This is a genomic window from Lactococcus sp. FSL W8-0209 (assembly GCF_038006585.1).
Taxonomy (GTDB): Bacteria; Bacillota; Bacilli; order Lactobacillales; family Streptococcaceae; genus Lactococcus; species Lactococcus lactis.
In genome coordinates, this window is sequence record NZ_JBBOVN010000001.1 from 998,463 (window position 1) to 1,015,759 (window position 17,297).

Here is a 17,297-nt window from a genome sequence, read left to right on the forward strand (position 1 = left end):
TACTGTATAATTTAGTTAATAAATGAAAGCTTTGCCAAAGCTAGAAAAGATTTGAGAGATGGATATAAAAGCAGTATTTTTTGATTTAGATGGAACCCTGTTTACTTCAACACGAGGAGTAGCAACAAGTACTCGTAAAGCAATACAAGAGCTACGTCAAAAAGATATTTTTGTCGGGATTGCCACCGGGCGAGGCCCAGCTTTTGTCATGCCATTATTAGAAGATTTAGATTTAGACTTTGCTGTAAGTTACAACGGTCAGTATATTTTCACACCAAAAGAAGTGATTTTCCAAAATCCTTTAGAACAAAAATCCTTAAAAAACCTGATAAATTATGCCACTGAAAACCATTCTGACATCTCTTTGGGAACAGCCCACGGTGTAAATGGCTCTGGCCTTTTAAAATTTGGCGAGACACGTTTAGCCAGTTTTTTGTCAGGCGTTTTGCCCTCAGGTACTTCCGGGGTGGCAAGAAACAGTTTTAAACACATTATTCGCAGAGTTTTACCGCAAAATTCAAATTTAGCTGATAATGAAGAAGAAGTAATTTATCAGGCGATGATGGTTGCAACAAGAAACGAAACGGCTCGCCTACAGGAGGCATTTCCAGAATTACTGGTGACACGAAGCAATCCTTATTCTGTTGACTTAATTTCAAAATCAGGAGGAAAATTACCAGGAATTCAAAGATTAGGAGAACACTATGGCTTTATTTTAGACCAAGTCATGTGTTTTGGCGATTCGGAAAATGATTTGACGATGATTTCTGGAGTTGGTTATGGGATTGCGATGGGCAATGCTGTACCAGAAGTGAAAAAGATTGCGACTTATATTACAGATACCAATAATCAAGATGGAATCGCCAAAGCATTAGCTTACTATGGCTTAATTCATTATTCTGTTGAAAAGGACTTTGTTTCTAAAGACCAAAACTTCAATAAAGTAAAAGATTTCCACCGATTAATGGACGGAAAAACACAAGAAATTCCTAAAGCCTTTTCGCCAACAGAAGCAAGTTTCCGGGCTGATTTCAAAGTCGAAGAAATTGTCGAATTTCTTTACGCCTCTGCCGACGGTAACCAAGAGAAATTTACAGAACTTGTGAATAATTTACACCAAGCCGTCGATAAGGCAGCAAATAAAGTGACTTTAAAAGAGCATAATGAAGACAGCTTGACTGGCCAAGTAGATGCTATGATTGATTTGCTCTATTTCACTTATGGCTCGCTTGTCCTTTCAGGAATTGATCCTTATGAAATTTTCAATGCTGTTCATCGAGCAAATATGGGGAAAATTTTTCCAGATGGACGTCCACACTTTGACCCGATTACACACAAAGTCTTAAAACCAGAAGATTGGGAAGAAAAATTTGCTCCAGAAGGAAAAATAAAAAAAGAACTAGAACGACAAAAAAGAGTAGCCGCTAAAAAACACGAAAATAAATAAGAAAATAACAATTTTTTACTGATAAGCTTCTTCATAAAATGGTATAATATTAAGAAAGCGTAACAAAAGGCTTTCAAGGAGAATAGGGGATGCTATTTATTATCATTACTTTGATTATCATTGTACTCATCATCTTTTTAACAATCTTATTACTCCCAGGAATGGCATTTTTTAACAAAATGTCCGATCAAAAGTATAATGCGGATGAAAAAGATTTATTGACAGGAATTTTGACAACAGCCATCAGTTCAAAAGAGGCGACTGGTGAAGTTATGACGACCTTTGTCAATGAATCACGTAAAACAATGCCTGCAAAAATTTATCTACCAAATAAGGACAATATCGAGCAAATTGAATCAGGAGCACAAGTTCTGATTATTGAGAGTAAAGCAGGAATTGCTTACGTTATTCCTTATCAACAAACGATTTATTAGCAATAGAGAACCTAAAAATTGCTCAAATAAATAAAATTTATTATACAAAGGAGACATTATGCCACTACTTTATATTTTGGCAATTGTGGTGATTGTTATCATCTTAATTCTATTAGGAATTATCGCTGCAAACTACAAAAAATCAGGACCTCAAGCGGCCCTTATCGTTTATGGTTCAGGCCTAGGTTCAAAAGGTGTCAATAAAGACTCACAAGGGAATCGATTAAAAGTGGTTCGTGGTTCTGGTACCTTTGTTTTACCAATCTTCCAAAATGCGAGATACCTCAGCTTACAATCTGCTGCAATCGATATTAAAACGGAAAAAGTTCTCTCGAAAGATAAAATTCCAGTAACGGTTGAAGCCACAGCTATGATTAAAGTAGGTTCTACTTTGCAAGATATTGCGACAGCTGCTGAGCAATTTTTAGGTAAAAGAGATGAACAACGTGACGCAATGGCTGACCAAGTGCTTCGTGGACATCTTCGGGCGATTGTTGGAACAATGACAGTATCTGAACTAATCGAAGACCGTAATAAGTTTTCAGCTGAAGTTCAAGGTCAAGCAGGGACTGACCTCTCAAAAATGGGACTTTCAATCGTTTCATTCGTTATTAATGACATTCGTGATGACCAAAACTACATCAAAGCATTAGGTGCTAAAGAAGTAGCGCGTGTTCAACAAGAAGCAGCGATTGCTGTTGCAAATGCCGACAAGGAAACACGTATTCAAAAAGCAGCGGCTGATCAAGATGCCCAAAAAGCTGAAGCACTTGCCGCAACTCAAGTTGCCAATGCCCAAAAGGAAAAAGCAATCAGTTTAGCTCACTATGAGCAAGAACAATCAATTGCTGCTGCTGAAGCAAAAGCTCAAGCTGACCAAGCCCAAGCCTCTGCTGACCAAGCTTACGCGATTCAAGAAGCAATTTCTAAAAAAGAAACAACTGAAGCTGAAATGCAAGTTGAATTGATTAAAAAGCAAAGAGAAACTGACTTAGAAACCCAAGAAGTTCTCCGTAAAGCACAAGAAAATGAAGCCAATGTCGTAAAAGCTGCTGAAGCTGCCAAGGCTGCACAAATTGCTAAAGCCGAAGCCGATGCGCGTGAACGCGAAGTGAGAGCACAGGCTGAAGCAGCCGCTATTGAAGCTACAGCCAAAGCCACTGCTAAACAACGTGAAGTAACAGCAATGGCCGAAGCTACAGCTATTGAAGCAACTGGTAAAGCTGAAGCCGAAGCGATTCGCCTTAAAGGGCTTGCCGAAGCCGAAGCAATTGATAAAAAAGCCGAAGCAATGCAAAAAATGAATGATGCGGCTAAATTGAACATGGCACTTGAAATTCTGCCAGAAGTTGTTGCTAGTGTATCAAGTAATCTTCAAGCTGTTGATTCTATTAATATTTATGGTGGAGAAGGCTCGTCAAAAATTCTCGGAATGTCACAAGAAAGCCTTAAACAAGGCCTTGATGTCTTAGGAACAATGGGAATTGACGTCCCTGACTTATTAAATAATTTTAGCAGTCGTGGTAATTCCAATGAGACACTTGAAAAAGTCGAAAAAATAGAAGAATAAAAAACAGCTCTTAGAGCTGTTTTTTATTAACATATTTTAGTCAAAAAAGGCTGAATAAATCGCTTTTAGAGCTTCTTTTTCGTATTTTTCTTTGACAATAAACATGACGGAAACTTCGCTTGAACCTTGCGAAAGCATAGCGATTGAAATGCCCTGTTTAGAAAGTGCTGCCGTTGCTCTAGCGGTAACCCCAACGTGTTCTTTCATATCTTCACCAACAATGGTGATAATAGAGAAATCACGGTCAATATAGACTTCATCCGGATGGAGCGATTCTGTAAGATTAGAAATAAGGGCTTTTGAAATAGGTTGAGTTAGATAGCGGCTGCGAATAATGATAGACATGTCATCAATACCAGTTGGCATATGCTCAAAACGAACTCCTAAATTTTCCAATACAGAAAGGACTTTTCGGCCGAATCCAACTTCACGGTTCATCAGATATTTACTGACATAAAGAGAAGAGAAGGCACTAGATGAAGCAATTCCAACGACAGGTGAGCCTTTAGTCTCTCTTTGAACAACAATTTTTGTTCCGGGATGATCAGGGTTATTTGTATTCTTGATGACCAAAGGAACATGGGCACGATAGGCAGGAACGAGTGCTTCGTCATGTAAAACAGAAAAACCAGAATAAGCAAGTTCTCGCATTTCACGGTAAGTTAATTCAGAGATATAAGCTGGATTCTTAACGATGCCAGGGTGAGCAGCGAAAATTCCATTCACATCAGTAAAGTTTTCATAGAGTTCAGCTCGCACACCAGCAGCAATAATTGAGCCAGTAATATCAGAACCACCACGGGAAAAAGTGCAAACCTCCCCCTCTTTTGTGATTCCAAAAAAACCAGGGATGATTAATGTTTCTTCAAGTTCATTAAGATATTTAATATGTTCACAAGCTCCACCAAGCAATCGAGCATTTCCAGGATCAGATGAAACCATAATTCCAGCATCTGAGGGATGAACATAGCGACTTGGTAAGCCAGAATGATTGAAAAAATCTGCGACTAATTTAGCATTATTATTTTCACCAGCGGCTAAAAAAGTATCATAAGTAAAAACATTATCTAAATCTAACTGGGCTAAATGGTTGATATTTTCTGCGATTTGATTAATGACTGGACTTTTTAAGCCAAGTTCATCATAGATTTCTCGAAATCTTTCAATAATCCAATTCTGATAATAGTGAATTCCTTTTTCATCAGCTGATTTATAAGCTTTATAATAAGCAATCAAAGCATCGGTAACTTTAGTATCAGCCCCCGAACGTTTGCCTGGTGCAGAAACCACAATAAATTTTCTTTGTTTATCGGCTTGAACAATATCAAAAACTTTTTTGATTTGCGAAGCTGATGCGAGAGACGAACCTCCAAATTTTGCAACTTTCACTAAATATTACCTTCCTTCAAGATTAAATTAAATTATAAATTGATTTATTATAGCTAATTTTCAGATAATTTTCAATAAATAACTCATTTATAGCCTATTTTCTTTCTGCAGTATTCAATAAATAATTATTTTGATGATAATACTTAAAAAACTTACATTAAAAGTAGTTAATGTAAGTTTTGATTTGATAAGAGACAATTTGAAAGTTAGTGTCTTCAAAAGAAATGAATTATAACCAGCGTTCTTTTATCAGAGCAGCCTCAGCTTGTCCTTGTTCACGACCTGCTTGAGCAACAAAGGGACGAATTTTTGCTTCCACCGTATTATAGTTAAAATCTTTTAAAATATTCATTGTTTTTTCAGAGGGAAGAACCAGGCTGGTTTCTGTCCCTTTTTTCTCTAATTGAGCGAGTAAATCTTCTAATTTATATGGAACATCGACAGGCAGTCCAGTTGAAAGAACAAGCATCTTGTCGGCATCAACAACGACATCTGGATTTTCCATTGAAAAAGAACCACCATCAAAAAAATGTTTTCCATTGATTTCAACTGAAGGCCAGACGCCTTGAAGGGCTCCACTTGCTTGTAAAGCCACTAGAATATCAACATTTGAATTTTCATCAAAAACTTGACGCTCAATATCCTCAATATTGGTTGCAACGATTCGTAATTTGCTGTTCCAGCGGGCTTGACCTGAACCATAACGTTCTTTAAGCATAGCTAATCGTTCCTCCTTAGAGATAAAAGGTTGGGTTTTCTTAGAAATTTCAGTTTCCGCCGCAATCCAGTCTTTGGCTGAATGAGAATTTTTAGCAATGTTTTCAAATGTTTTGAAAAGCTCTCCCATTTTTTCATCGGAGATGGGAGTGATTTCACTAATCTCTTTTTCAATCTGTTCCTTCCAGATTAAATCCCAATCTTTATCTGAGCTAACAATTACGCTTGCTTGTGAACCAGCAGAAGTTCCAACAAAAATATCGGCCTCTCTAATGGGCAGCCCAGCTTCTTCTAGACCTCTAAGATATCCAAGTTCCCAAGCGATACCAAAATGTCCGCCACCGCCTAATACAACCGCTCTTTTTAAATTATTTGTCATTTTTCTTCTTTTCCTCTTCATAAATTTGATTTGCATTTTGAGTCATTTGATTCAATACTTTAAATGCAATTGCTTTTTCTTGGGGATCAATTCCGTCTGATAGCAAGTTTTCTCTCTCTTTTGTCATTTCTTCAATTTGAGTTTGGATGTCTCTTGCTTTTTGAGTCAATGAGACACGATAAACGCGTTTATCTTTTTCATCGCGGACTCTGCTAACGTATTCTTTTTCAATCAGGCCTTTAATTGCTCGATGAACACTAGATTTATCGATACTTAAATCATCAGTAATTTGCTCTTGGCTTTGATTGTCTTTGATATATAAAGAAATCAAACAAAGCAATTGAATATAATTGATGTCAAAAGGCACTAAGCGTTTTGTGAAATAAATATAACCTCTTCTATAAATTTCAGAAGAAAGCTTCCCAATAAATTGGATTCCTTGATATTCATATTGATTGTCTTCCATAAATTCCTCCGTCGAATATAATATATCTCAAATTAGTTGTCTTATCAACTAATTTTCATGGAAAATAAAAATACTTTTATAATGAAGTCTATTGAACCATGCTTAGATACTGTGCTATAATGGTTCTATGAAATTTAAAGCAGTGATTTTTGATATGGATGGTGTTCTTGTTGACACCGAACGTTATTATTTACAAAGAAGAGAAGAATTTTTTGGCGGTCATGGAATTTCTATTAGCCACTTGACGCCTAGTGATTTTATTGGTGGAAATATGAAAGATATTTGGCCACGAATTTTGCAAGGGTCTTTTGATGAAGAAAAAGCGAGTGAATTGCAAGAAGACTATGAGCAATTCAAAGAAAATCATCCGATGCCTTATGCAGAACTTTTATTTTCTGATGTGCCTGATATTTTAGAATTTTTGCGTCAAAAAGAAGTAAAAATTGCACTTGCTTCAAGTTCGTCAATGTTTGATATCAAACAAATGTTAGATATTCATCAATTGAATTCTTATTTTGAAGTAGTGGTTTCAGGAAATGACTTTAAACAAACGAAACCAAATCCAGAAATTTATCAATCAACAATGAAGAAATTGGGCATAACACCTTTTGAAACTTTAATTATTGAGGATTCTGAAAAAGGAATTCAAGCTGGAGAAGCAGCTGGTGCGACCGTTTGGGCAATTGAAGACAAACGCTTTGGCATGAATCAAGAGAAGGCTGACTTAAAGGTAGATTCACTGACAGCTATTCAAAAATTACTGACAGAATCATCACTATAGATGATAAAGGCTTAATAAACATTTTAAAAGAAAAAATCACTGACAAATCGGTGATTCTTTAAGTTTTTTCTGTCCTATGTTAAAATAGAGGAATATAGGAGTAATATTATGAATTTTGTCCGTCGGTTTTCACCGCTTGCTATTATTATCATAATGGTTATTGTTCAAATCATTGAGACTGTTGTTGTTCATGTTTCAGCAACACGTTGGTCAATTTGGATTTATTTGTTGATTTTGAACATAGCGATTACACTCATTTTACTATCACAAACTCAAAACTATCAATTGCGTCGTCAAGATTTTATTCGTAAAATTAATGATGAAGCAGAAAATTCGCTCAATGCTACCTTGGATAATATGCCAATTGGGGTCATCCGTTTTAATAGTGAAACCTTTGAACCTGAATGGTTTAATCCATTCATTGATATGATTTTTAAGGGAAATGACAAAGTTATCAATCGTGACGATATTAAAAAGATATTGAAAAATGCGAGCGATGACCAATATATCACCCTTGGTAAGCAAAAATATGTCGCAGAACTTGATTCTGATAAGAATCTTATTTATTTAATTGATGCCACAAAAGAAGTTGCTTTTAAATCAGAATTTAATGACAGTCGTGCGGTTATTGGTGCGATTTCTGTTGACAATTATGATGATGCTACAGATTTAATTACTGACAGTGGTCGAACAGCTATTAATAGTTTTATCGCTTCATTTTTAGAAGAATTTGCTGACAAATATGGAGTTTATCTTCGCCGTATTAATAGCAGTCGCCATTATTTTTTCTGTGATTATCGTATTCTTGAAAAAATGATTAACGATAAATTTTCTGTTCTAAAAGAATTTCGAGAACTTTCATCTCAAAAAGAAATTCCTTTGACTCTTTCAGTTGGTGTGGCTTATGGTTGGAATGATTTTCCAGTTATTGGTAAAGTTGCTCTAAATAATCTTGAATTAGCCCAAGTCCGTGGTGGAGATCAAGTTGTACTGAGAGAAAATACTCCTCAAGCTCGTCCTGTTTATTTCGGCGGTAATTCCGAAAGTAGAACGCAAAAAAGCAGAACAAGAGCACGGGCCATTTCAACAGCACTTCGGACAATTATTGCCGAAGCAGAAGATGTCTTTATTGTAGGACATCGCTTTACAGATATGGATGCGCTTGGAGCAGCGGTGGCTATGAAGGCATTTGCTAATATGTCTGGAAAAGAAGCCTTTGTCGTTTATGATCCTGAACAGTTATTGCCAGATGTTGAGCGTGCAATTAATAAAATGAATGAGTCTTCTGATGGTTTTACGCATATTGTCCAGTTAGAAACTGCCCAAAAACTGAAGAAAAAAGATTCATTACTTATCATGGTTGACCATTCAAAAACAAGTCAAACCTTAAATCTTGAATTCTATAAATCATTTGAGAAATTAGTAGTCATTGACCACCACAGACGTGATGATGATTTTCCAGAACATGCACTTCTGTCATATATTGAATCATCAGCAAGCTCTGCTAGTGAATTAACTGTCGAAATTCTTCAATTCCATGATAACAATCAAAGAAAAATGTCAACCATTGAAGCTAGTATTGTTCTTGCGGGTATTGAATTAGACACTAAAAACTTTACAAAAACAACGACCGAAAGAACATTTGAAGCAGCAGCTTATCTACGCTCTCGTGGAGCTGATAACGATTTAATTAAAATGATTATGGCTACTGACTTTGATAAATATAAGAAGGCCAATGAAATTGTTCTTAATGCAAAAATGGTTTTACCAGGAATTGCTTTAGGTGTTGGACTTAAACATCAAAAATATGATAATATAGCAACAGCAAAAGCTGCTGACACTCTCCTAGATATGGCAGGGATTACTGCTGCATTTGCAATTACACAACATACTAATGGCTATATTTCTATTTCTGCTCGTTCTCGAAATGGTTTTAATGTTCAAACGATTATGGAGCAAATGGGTGGGGGTGGACATTTTAATAATGCTGCAACCCAAATATATGAAAAATATATCGATGAAGTGCAAGAAGATTTAATTGAAATACTAAAAGAAAGAGAAAACGAAAAATGAAAGTTGTATTCTTAGAAGACGTTAAAGGACAAGGAAAAAAAGGTCAAATTAAAGAAGTACCAACAGGTTATGCTCAAAACTTTTTAATTAAGAAAAATTTGGCAAAAGTTGCTACAGCAGCTGCTCTTTCTGAAGTGAAAGGTCAAGCCAAAGCTAAGGAAAAAGAAGAAGCAGAACTTTTAGCAGAAGCAAAAGCCCTTAAAGAAGTTCTTGAAAAAGAAGACACTGTTGTTGAAATCAAAATGAAAGTTGGACAAACAGGTCACACTTTTGGTGCTGTAGATAAAGCAGATATCGCAAAAGCCCTTAAAAGTCAATTTAATCTCAAGTTAGATAAACGCAAAATTCAATTGATTAACAAAATTCAAGCTTTGGGAACAAAAGATGTACCAGTTAAACTTCACCGTGATGTGACAGCCGTGGTTAAAGTCAAAATTAGCGAGGCCTAAACTAAATGCCCGAAATTGATTTAATAAAAGCCCCGCCTCAAGACCTAACCGCTGAGCAGGCCGTTCTTGGGGCTGTTTTTTTAGATAGCGAACGCTTAGTCGAAATTAAAGAATTTTTAAGTTCAGATGATTTCTATAAAAATGCTCACAAGATAATTTTTCGGACAATGGAAAAATTATCTGATGCTCGTGAAGCAATTGACGTCTTAACCATTCGTTCACATCTTGAAAATCAAGGGGAGCTGGAGGCAATTGGGGGGATTGCTTATATTGCAGAACTTGCCACCGCAACCCCCACCGCAGCAAATGCGGCCTATTATGCCAAGATTGTTGCTGAAAAATCATTACTCCGTCAACTGATAAATCGTCTAACTGAATCAGTCGAAAAAGCTTATGAACAAGATTCACCAGCGGACGATATTTTAGCTCAAGCAGAAAAAAGTTTAATTGACGTCCAACAAGGACGTAATACAAATGGCTTTAAGAAAATTTCTGATGTCCTAGCGATTCATATGGATGACCTTGAGCAAAAAGCTCAACAAAAGTCTAATATTACAGGTATCGCAACAGGTTATCCCGCTTTAGATAACATGACAACAGGTCTTCATGAAGAAGAATTGATTATTCTTGCGGCTCGTCCAGCGGTTGGTAAAACAGCTTTTGCCTTAAATATTGCTCAAAATATTGGGACAAAGCAAGACCGGACCGTTGCAATTTTCTCTCTTGAAATGGGGGCAGAAAGTCTTGTCAGCCGGATGATTGCTGCCGAAGGTTCAATTGATTCACACAGCTTACGTACTGGACAATTAAATGACCAAGAATGGAATGATTATTTCATGGCAACAGGGACTTTATCAAGAGCAAGTATTTATATTGATGACACACCAGGGATAAAGATTTCTGAAATTCGGGCGCGTTCAAGAAAATTAGCCCAAGAAACAGGAAATCTTGGTTTGATTGTTATTGACTACTTACAATTGATTTCTGGAACTGGTCGAGAAAATCGTCAACAAGAAGTTTCTGAAATTTCTCGTCAGTTAAAAATTTTAGCTAAAGAATTAAAAGTTCCTGTTATTGCCCTTTCACAGCTCTCACGTGGAGTGGAACAACGTCAAGATAAACGACCAGTTTTGTCTGATATCCGTGAATCTGGGTCAATCGAGCAAGATGCCGATATTGTCGCATTTCTTTATCGAGATGACTATTATGAACGTGGAACTGGTGAAGATGAAGACGGTGAAGAGATTCTGGAAGATAATAAAGTTGAAGTTATTATTGAAAAAAATCGTTCAGGAAGCCGTGGAACAGTCGAATTACTCTTTATTAAAGAGCATAATAAATTCGCAAGTATTGATAACCGATATGGCGACTAGATTTTTTTGGCTAATTCGTGTTATAATATGAGTAATTGTCTAATTCTCTTTATTAATAAAAATGAACGATAAAGAATACATTATAAAATTTGATTCTTTTAATCAAAAAAGAGAGATATAATCAAGGATAAAATTAGATTTATAAGGTAAGCGTTCGGAGAAATCCGACTTTTACGTCTTATTTGGAGGAAAAAATGGATAACCAAAATCAAGAAATAGGAAAAATCGTTGACATTCGTGAAAAAGTTCAAGCACACTTGGGTGAAACGATTGAAATTACTTCACAATTTGGTCGTAAACGCGAAAATCGTCATAAAGTGAACTTGATTGAAGCCTATGCAACACATTTCATTATTGAAAATATTCCGGCTCGTGGTCCTAAAACAACTGAGTCATATCAATATGCTGACATTTTGACTCAAACTATTTTAATTCACTATCCAAACGCATAAGTTTGAGGAATAAAGTAAATGGTTCAAATAATGATTAATAGATTTTTAAAGGAAAGGAGGAGATAAGGATGATGAAAGCCGATTGGGATATGACGCCTGTTAAAGGTGGCTCTGGCAATGCATTTTTTGGGAAAAGTGATCAGGAACGCGTTTTTATTAAAAAAAACGGCAGTCCATTTTTGCCGAGTATTTATCTTGAGGGAATCACGCCAAAAGTCTTATGGACAAAACGTACGGCTGAAGGCGATACCTTATCTGCTCAACCTTGGATTGACGGTCATACACTAAGTCCTGAGGATATGGAAGACCGCCAAATTAATCATATTTTAGCACATTTGCATGACTCAAAAAAATTGGTTGAATCTTATAAGAAGTTGGGAAGTCAAATTATTCTTCCTGAACAATTATTAGAGGATTGTGTCCAAAATACTGAGGCTTTACGAACAAATCATTTTTTGTCAGGAATCATTGAAGAAATGCGTCAACAAGTTCCCGAAATCAAAAATGAAGAGGTCGTAGTCGTTCATGGCGATGTCAATCATAAAAATTGGTTAGTGGATGATAATTCAGGAAAAATTTATTTAGTAGATTGGGATACCGTCTTTTTATCAGATTCAATGGTTGATATGGCACATGTTTTATCACATTATATTAAACCAAATAACTGGTCTTTGTGGTTGATGACATCTGGTGTTAGACCTCGTTCAGATATTATGGATAAAGTGGCTTGGTATGGAAAACTTTCTTTTCTTCGCCAAATCTCTGAATATCTTTCTAGAGGAAAAATGAAAGAAGTAAATCAAGAAATCTTGGGACTTCGTAAATTTTGTGAATTATTTTAGTAAAAATAGGCTAGGGTTTGGACCTTCCTATTTTTTGGCTTATAATTGAATAATAAAAATAAAGAAACAGAAGATCACTTTTGCTGATTTTCTATCAAAAATTAAAAAATTGAGGTAAAAATGCGCGTCAGAAATCGTAAAGGGGCAGGCGAAATGCTTGCTGAAAACGCACATATCGTAGTTGAAAATCCAGCGGACTTTAAAGGACGTTGGTCAGAACGTTTTGGAAATGATCATCCGATTCATATTGAAGTTGGTTGTGGAAAAGGAGCTTTCATCACAGGAATGGCAGCTCTTCATCCAGAAATAAATTACATTGCAATTGATATGCAATTATCAGTTTTATCTTATGCTTTAGATAAAGCAATTGAAGCAGATTTGCCAAACGTACAAATGATGCTTGTTGATGGAGCTGCTTTGAGTGAATATTTTGCTGATGGTGAAATTGACCAAGTCTATTTGAACTTTTCTGACCCTTGGCCAAAAGGACGTCATGAAAAACGTCGTTTGACTTATAAATCTTTTCTTGCAACTTATGAAAAGATTTTACGTCCTGAAGGTGAAATTCATTTCAAAACTGATAATCGTGGATTGTTTGAATATTCTTTAGTTTCTTTAGCTAACTATGGCATGGAACTTAAAAAAGTTTGGTTAGATTTACACCAAGACGAAGAATTTGCACCTCAAAATGTAATGACCGAGTATGAGCAAAAATTCTCACAAAAAGGTCAAGTAATTTATCGATTAGAAGCAAAATTTTTGCCCAAGAAGTAAATAAGTTGCTTTCTGTCATTAAAACTAATGAAAAAAATTACTGACAGAATAAGAAAGTCTAAACCAATTTTCTGTCAGTAAAATTAATAAGAATTTATTATCTATTAAGGAGAATAAAATGAGATGTCCAAAGTGTTCTTCTGAAGAATCAAAAGTTGTTGATTCAAGACAAGCCGAAGATGCTATTCGCCGTCGTCGTGTTTGTGAATCATGTGGTTTTCGCTTCACAACCTTTGAACGTATCGAAGAAATGCCCCTTTTAGTCATCAAAAAAGATGACAAACGTGAACCCTTTAATCGTGAAAAAATTGTTCGTGGTTTAGTTCGTTCAGCATACAAACGCCCAGTATCAAGTGAAGATATTGAAACAACAGTTGCAAATGTTGAAAGAAAAATTCGTCAACTAGACAGTAATGAAGTTGAATCAGATGTCATTGGTGAATTTGTGATGCAAGAACTAGCTGAATTGGATGATATCACCTATATCAGATTTGCCAGCGTCTATCGTTCATTCAAAGATGTCAGTGAATTAGAAGAGCTCCTTAAAAATATTACCAAAAAATAAATCCGTCAGTAAAATGCGACTGAATAGGGAGCATTTTATCGGCAAATAAAAGAAAGATCAGCTCGCTGAACTTTCTGTCATTAAAAGCGACTGAATAGGGAGCATTTTATCGGCAAATAAAAGAAAGATCAGCTTGCTGAACTTTCTGTCAGTAAAAAGTGAGGAAAAAAATGAGAGCAGGAGATTCATTTACAATGCTTAATCGAGGAAAGACCAGCTTTGACGCTGAGGCTTTTCGTCTGCTCTATTTACCAATCATTGGCACGGATGCCTTTGCGCTTTATCAGTTAATGCTAAGTTTTTCTACTGGAAGAATTTCTCACTTTTTGGAATATCTAAATCTCGGTCTTAATCCTTTTATTGAAGCATTAGATAAATTATCTGGCTTATCATTAGTTCGCGTTTATGATGATCATACCAGTCTTTATTTTGAAGTAAAAAGTCCGCTAAATTTTGAAAATTTTCTTGCAGATGATTTTTATAGACAACTTTTGATTTCAAGAATTGGTGAAAATCGAGTAGCTGCTTTAGCTAAAAGAATGGAACCAAAAGGAAAAGAAGTTTCCAAGAAATTTCATGAAGTTTATAAAGTTAGTTTTGACTCGCAAGCTCAACAAAACCACTCAAATACAAATGAGCGTTTTGATATGGGGGCCTTTAAAAGTATTATGGAACGTCAAGGCTATCATTTAAACAATGAAAATCAAGACTCCTTAACACTCTATTCACTAGCAGAAAAATTTGAACTCAATTGGTACGAATTATTCAAGCAAGCAGAAAAAACAGCCAATGCTGATAAAACTTTGAACATGAATAATTTGATGAGAAGTCTTTCAGGAGCTAGCCAACCGCAACCAGCACTTTCAGCTTTTCCTAAAGCATTTGCCGATTTGATTGTCATCAGTAAATCTCATGAACCAGATGATTTCATCCGACAGATAAAAGCGCAAGCTGGAGGCTTTGTCAGTTCGGAAGAACATAAGCTTTTAACTAATTTAAGTCGCCAAAATTTGCCAGCAGAAGTCCAAAATATTTTGATTCACTATGTTTTAGTACAGCAAAAAAATGCGTCGTTAAATCCAAATTTTGTAAATGCATTAGCCAACGACTGGATGAGAAATGAAGTATTTACAGCTGAAACAGCGGTAAAACGAATTTTGGAACGAGAAGAATTAGCTGCTGTTAAAGCAAAAACTGGAGCTGAAAAACGACCAATGAAAATCAAAAAAGAAGCACCAAAATGGTCAAATCCAGATTATGAAAATAAGACAAGCCAAGAAGAACTTGCAAAACTTGAGAAAATAAGGCTTGACTCTCTCAAAAAACTGAAAGGAGAGCAAAATTAATGGAATCTATCGGAGACATCTTAGGAAAACGTCAAGACATCCGTGAAAATTTTGAAAAATTAGTCGCAGAAGTATTAAAAAATGCTGATGTGCAAGCTTTTATTGCCCAACATCAAATGACTTCTGACGAAATTCAACGCTCTTACTCCAAGTTTTATGAATACGTTCGTGAGCATGAAAAATTTGAAAAAGGTGAAAAACGGGCAGCTGACGGTTATGAACCTGTTTTAATCATGAATCATGGCTATGCTGATGTTTCATATCAAACGACAAATGAATTGGCGCAGCAACAAGCAGCTCAAAACCTTTTGCGACGTGTGAATATTATTGGACTTCCAAAAGATTTAAAACAAGTCACTTTGGCAGATATTGCCCTTGATGATGTTCAAAGAATCAAACCATACCAAGCCCTAGTTGATTTTATTACTAATTTTCCCAAGAAAAAAGGACTTTATCTTTATGGAGATTTTGGTGTTGGGAAATCTTTCATGCTTGCGGCAATGGCAAACGAATTAGCCAAAAAAGGAATTTCAACAACTTTACTTCATTATCCCACTTTCATTTCTGATTTAGATTTTGACAATGCCAAAGTCTGGGTCAATGAAATAAAAGCCAGCCAAGTTTTAGTTTTGGATGATATTGGGGCAGAGCAAAACAACGCTTGGGTTCGTGACAGTATTTTACAAGTCATTTTACAACATCGCATGCAAGAAAATCTCCCGACTTTCTTCACTTCAAATTTAAGAATGGAAGAATTAGAACAGCATTTAGCCGAAACCAAGCGAGCTGATGAAATTTGGCCAGCAAAACGTGTTATGGAACGCGTGAAATATTTGGCAGAAGAAATGCGATTAGAGGGGACGAATAGACGTCATGACTGAAACAAATGAAACGATTGATTTAATGATGAATCACACTTCGGTCAGAAATTTTACAGAAGAAGCAATTGAGCCTAAAGATTTGGAAAAAATCTTAAAAGCTGCTCAAATGGCATCAACATGGAAAAATTTCCAATCATATTCTGTGATTGTTGTAGAATCACAAGCTCAAAAAGATGCGATTTATGAATTTCAACCACAAAAATCAATCAAAAATTGTGCAGCATATTTAGTTTTTGTTGGCGATTTAAATCGTGCCCAAAAGGCAGTCGAATTGCATCAAGGCAATTTCCAACCGCAAGGAATTGAAAGCTTATTGATTACATCAGTTGATGCCGCAACAGCTGGACAAAATGCGCTTCTTGCAGCGGAATCTTTAGGCTACAACGGGGTGATGGTTGGCTTAATTCGAGACCAATCCTCAGAAATTTCTAAAGTCTTGAACTTGCCAGATTATACTTATCCTATTTTTGGCATTGCACTCGGTAAAGCCGCTCGTTTGAACAAAGTAAAACCACGTCTTCCTTTGGAAGCAACAGCTTTTAAAGAAAAATATGTTGAGCAAACGTCTGAAACCATTGAAAAATATGACCAAGTTCAAGAAGAATATGCTGGAAATAGACGCTTAAACAAATGGTCTGAACGGATTGTAGACCAGTGGGGCCAACCAGAAATTTCAGCTTCAACAGAAAATTTAAAGGCGAAAAAATTACTGTGAAATTAAAGAAAATCTTAGAACCAAAACTTCCAGCCACCTATCAAGTAGCCACAAGTCAAGATTTTATTGATGGAGAAATCTATCAAGCAGAATTTATAGATGAAACTTTGACAATCAATCAAAGAACTATTTTTTCAGGATGTTCTTTCAAAAACACAACCTTTGAATTTACTGACAATACGATCAGTGAATTTACAGATTGCCTTTTTGAAAAATGTGATTTTTCCAATTTAAACTTCAATAAAATTGGCATTTATCGCTCAATCTTTAAATCCTGCAAATTGCTAGGAACTGATTTTACTGAAAGTCACTTACAAGACCTTCAGTTTACAGAAAATCTAATGACTTATGCAAATTTTTCAGGTTCTACCTTAAAGTCAGTCCGCTTTTTAGAAAATGAAGCTAGAGAAACCTTCTTTACTGCCTGTAATTTTAAGAATGTGGAGCTTTTAAAAAATCAATTAGAAGCAGCAAATTTTTGGGAAACAGCACTTGCAGGAATTGATTTTTCTACGAATCAATTTGAACGCATGGAAGTTACACCTCAACTCGCTAAAAATATGAAGATAAGTCTTAGTCAAGCCCCATTTTTTACTAGCCTATTTGGCATTGAAATTATCTAAAATGAACCTCGAAACCCAAGT

The 17,297-nt window shown here is 35.8% G+C and carries 18 protein-coding genes; 15 read left to right on the forward strand and 3 right to left on the reverse strand.

From position 1 onward, the window contains the following. The first annotated feature begins 58 nt into the window (after positions 1 to 58). The 3 genes from MKX45_RS05050 to MKX45_RS05060 all read left to right on the forward strand — a co-directional run bounded on the left by MKX45_RS05050 (position 59) and on the right by MKX45_RS05060 (position 3,451). Positions 59 to 1,447, forward strand: coding sequence for a Cof-type HAD-IIB family hydrolase (locus tag MKX45_RS05050; protein ID WP_278216301.1), 1,389 nt, complete (start codon positions 59 to 61; stop codon positions 1,445 to 1,447). 89 nt (positions 1,448 to 1,536) lie between these two features. After that, entirely contained in the window at positions 1,537 to 1,881 is a 345-nt protein-coding gene (locus MKX45_RS05055) for a hypothetical protein (RefSeq protein ID WP_003132455.1), read from the forward strand. 58 nt (positions 1,882 to 1,939) lie between these two features. Then, positions 1,940 to 3,451, forward strand: coding sequence for a flotillin family protein (locus MKX45_RS05060; RefSeq protein WP_010905537.1), 1,512 nt, complete (start codon positions 1,940 to 1,942; stop codon positions 3,449 to 3,451). Positions 3,452 to 3,487: 36 nt separating this feature from the next. Here the strand turns inward: MKX45_RS05060 and MKX45_RS05065 are convergent, their stop codons facing one another. From MKX45_RS05065 to MKX45_RS05075, 3 genes are all read right to left on the reverse strand, one after another. After that, positions 3,488 to 4,840, reverse strand: coding sequence for an aspartate kinase (locus MKX45_RS05065; RefSeq protein ID WP_340816871.1), 1,353 nt, complete (start codon positions 4,838 to 4,840; stop codon positions 3,488 to 3,490). Positions 4,841 to 5,069: 229 nt separating this feature from the next. Next, a complete protein-coding gene (locus tag MKX45_RS05070; RefSeq protein ID WP_340816872.1) occupies positions 5,070 to 5,936 on the reverse strand; it encodes a patatin-like phospholipase family protein in 867 nt (288 codons plus the stop codon). After that, positions 5,926 to 6,402: a MarR family winged helix-turn-helix transcriptional regulator gene (locus MKX45_RS05075; protein ID WP_025016742.1), complete on the reverse strand. Its 477-nt coding sequence runs from the start codon at positions 6,400 to 6,402 to the stop codon at positions 5,926 to 5,928. Before MKX45_RS05075 ends, MKX45_RS05070 begins: the two co-directional genes overlap by 11 nt. Before the next feature lie 127 nt (positions 6,403 to 6,529). Here MKX45_RS05075 and MKX45_RS05080 point away from each other — a divergent pair, with 127 nt between their 5' ends. The 12 genes from MKX45_RS05080 to MKX45_RS05135 all read left to right on the forward strand — a co-directional run bounded on the left by MKX45_RS05080 (position 6,530) and on the right by MKX45_RS05135 (position 17,276). After that, positions 6,530 to 7,183: an HAD family hydrolase gene (locus tag MKX45_RS05080; protein WP_340816873.1), complete on the forward strand. Its 654-nt coding sequence runs from the start codon at positions 6,530 to 6,532 to the stop codon at positions 7,181 to 7,183. A 108-nt stretch (positions 7,184 to 7,291) separates the two neighbouring features. Next, complete coding sequence (locus MKX45_RS05085) at positions 7,292 to 9,256, forward strand: DHH family phosphoesterase (protein ID WP_003132463.1); 1,965 nt, start codon at positions 7,292 to 7,294, stop codon at positions 9,254 to 9,256. Then, positions 9,253 to 9,705, forward strand: coding sequence for a 50S ribosomal protein L9 (rplI, locus tag MKX45_RS05090; RefSeq protein ID WP_003132464.1), 453 nt, complete (start codon positions 9,253 to 9,255; stop codon positions 9,703 to 9,705). Before MKX45_RS05085 ends, rplI begins: the two co-directional genes overlap by 4 nt. Before the next feature lie 5 nt (positions 9,706 to 9,710). Next, positions 9,711 to 11,078, forward strand: a complete 1,368-nt coding sequence (gene dnaB / locus MKX45_RS05095; RefSeq protein WP_340816874.1) for a replicative DNA helicase — start codon at positions 9,711 to 9,713, stop codon at positions 11,076 to 11,078. A gap of 194 nt (positions 11,079 to 11,272) precedes the next feature. Continuing rightward, a complete protein-coding gene (locus MKX45_RS05100; protein ID WP_010905542.1) occupies positions 11,273 to 11,530 on the forward strand; it encodes a Veg family protein in 258 nt (85 codons plus the stop codon). Positions 11,531 to 11,598: 68 nt separating this feature from the next. After that, on the forward strand, positions 11,599 to 12,372 hold the full coding sequence (locus MKX45_RS05105; RefSeq protein ID WP_003132467.1) for a phosphotransferase family protein: 774 nt from the start codon (positions 11,599 to 11,601) through the stop codon (positions 12,370 to 12,372). A 120-nt stretch (positions 12,373 to 12,492) separates the two neighbouring features. Beyond that, positions 12,493 to 13,146, forward strand: a complete 654-nt coding sequence (gene trmB / locus MKX45_RS05110; RefSeq protein WP_003132468.1) for a tRNA (guanosine(46)-N7)-methyltransferase TrmB — start codon at positions 12,493 to 12,495, stop codon at positions 13,144 to 13,146. A gap of 118 nt (positions 13,147 to 13,264) precedes the next feature. Then, the gene (gene nrdR / locus MKX45_RS05115) at positions 13,265 to 13,711 is read left to right on the forward strand and encodes a transcriptional regulator NrdR (protein WP_003132469.1); all 447 of its coding nucleotides are present in this window, start codon (positions 13,265 to 13,267) and stop codon (positions 13,709 to 13,711) included. A gap of 170 nt (positions 13,712 to 13,881) precedes the next feature. Beyond that, positions 13,882 to 15,057, forward strand: coding sequence for a replication initiation and membrane attachment family protein (locus MKX45_RS05120; protein ID WP_340816875.1), 1,176 nt, complete (start codon positions 13,882 to 13,884; stop codon positions 15,055 to 15,057). Beyond that, on the forward strand, positions 15,057 to 15,938 hold the full coding sequence (gene dnaI / locus MKX45_RS05125) for a primosomal protein DnaI (protein WP_015426075.1): 882 nt from the start codon (positions 15,057 to 15,059) through the stop codon (positions 15,936 to 15,938). The genes MKX45_RS05120 and dnaI overlap by 1 nt, the downstream gene beginning before the upstream one ends. Beyond that, positions 15,931 to 16,653 carry an NADPH-dependent oxidoreductase gene (locus tag MKX45_RS05130; RefSeq protein ID WP_003132474.1) on the forward strand — a complete coding sequence of 241 codons (723 nt, stop codon included), beginning with the start codon at positions 15,931 to 15,933 and terminating at the stop codon, positions 16,651 to 16,653. Before dnaI ends, MKX45_RS05130 begins: the two co-directional genes overlap by 8 nt. Beyond that, positions 16,650 to 17,276, forward strand: coding sequence for a pentapeptide repeat-containing protein (locus MKX45_RS05135; protein ID WP_057720676.1), 627 nt, complete (start codon positions 16,650 to 16,652; stop codon positions 17,274 to 17,276). Before MKX45_RS05130 ends, MKX45_RS05135 begins: the two co-directional genes overlap by 4 nt. The last annotated feature ends 21 nt before the right edge of the window (positions 17,277 to 17,297 follow it).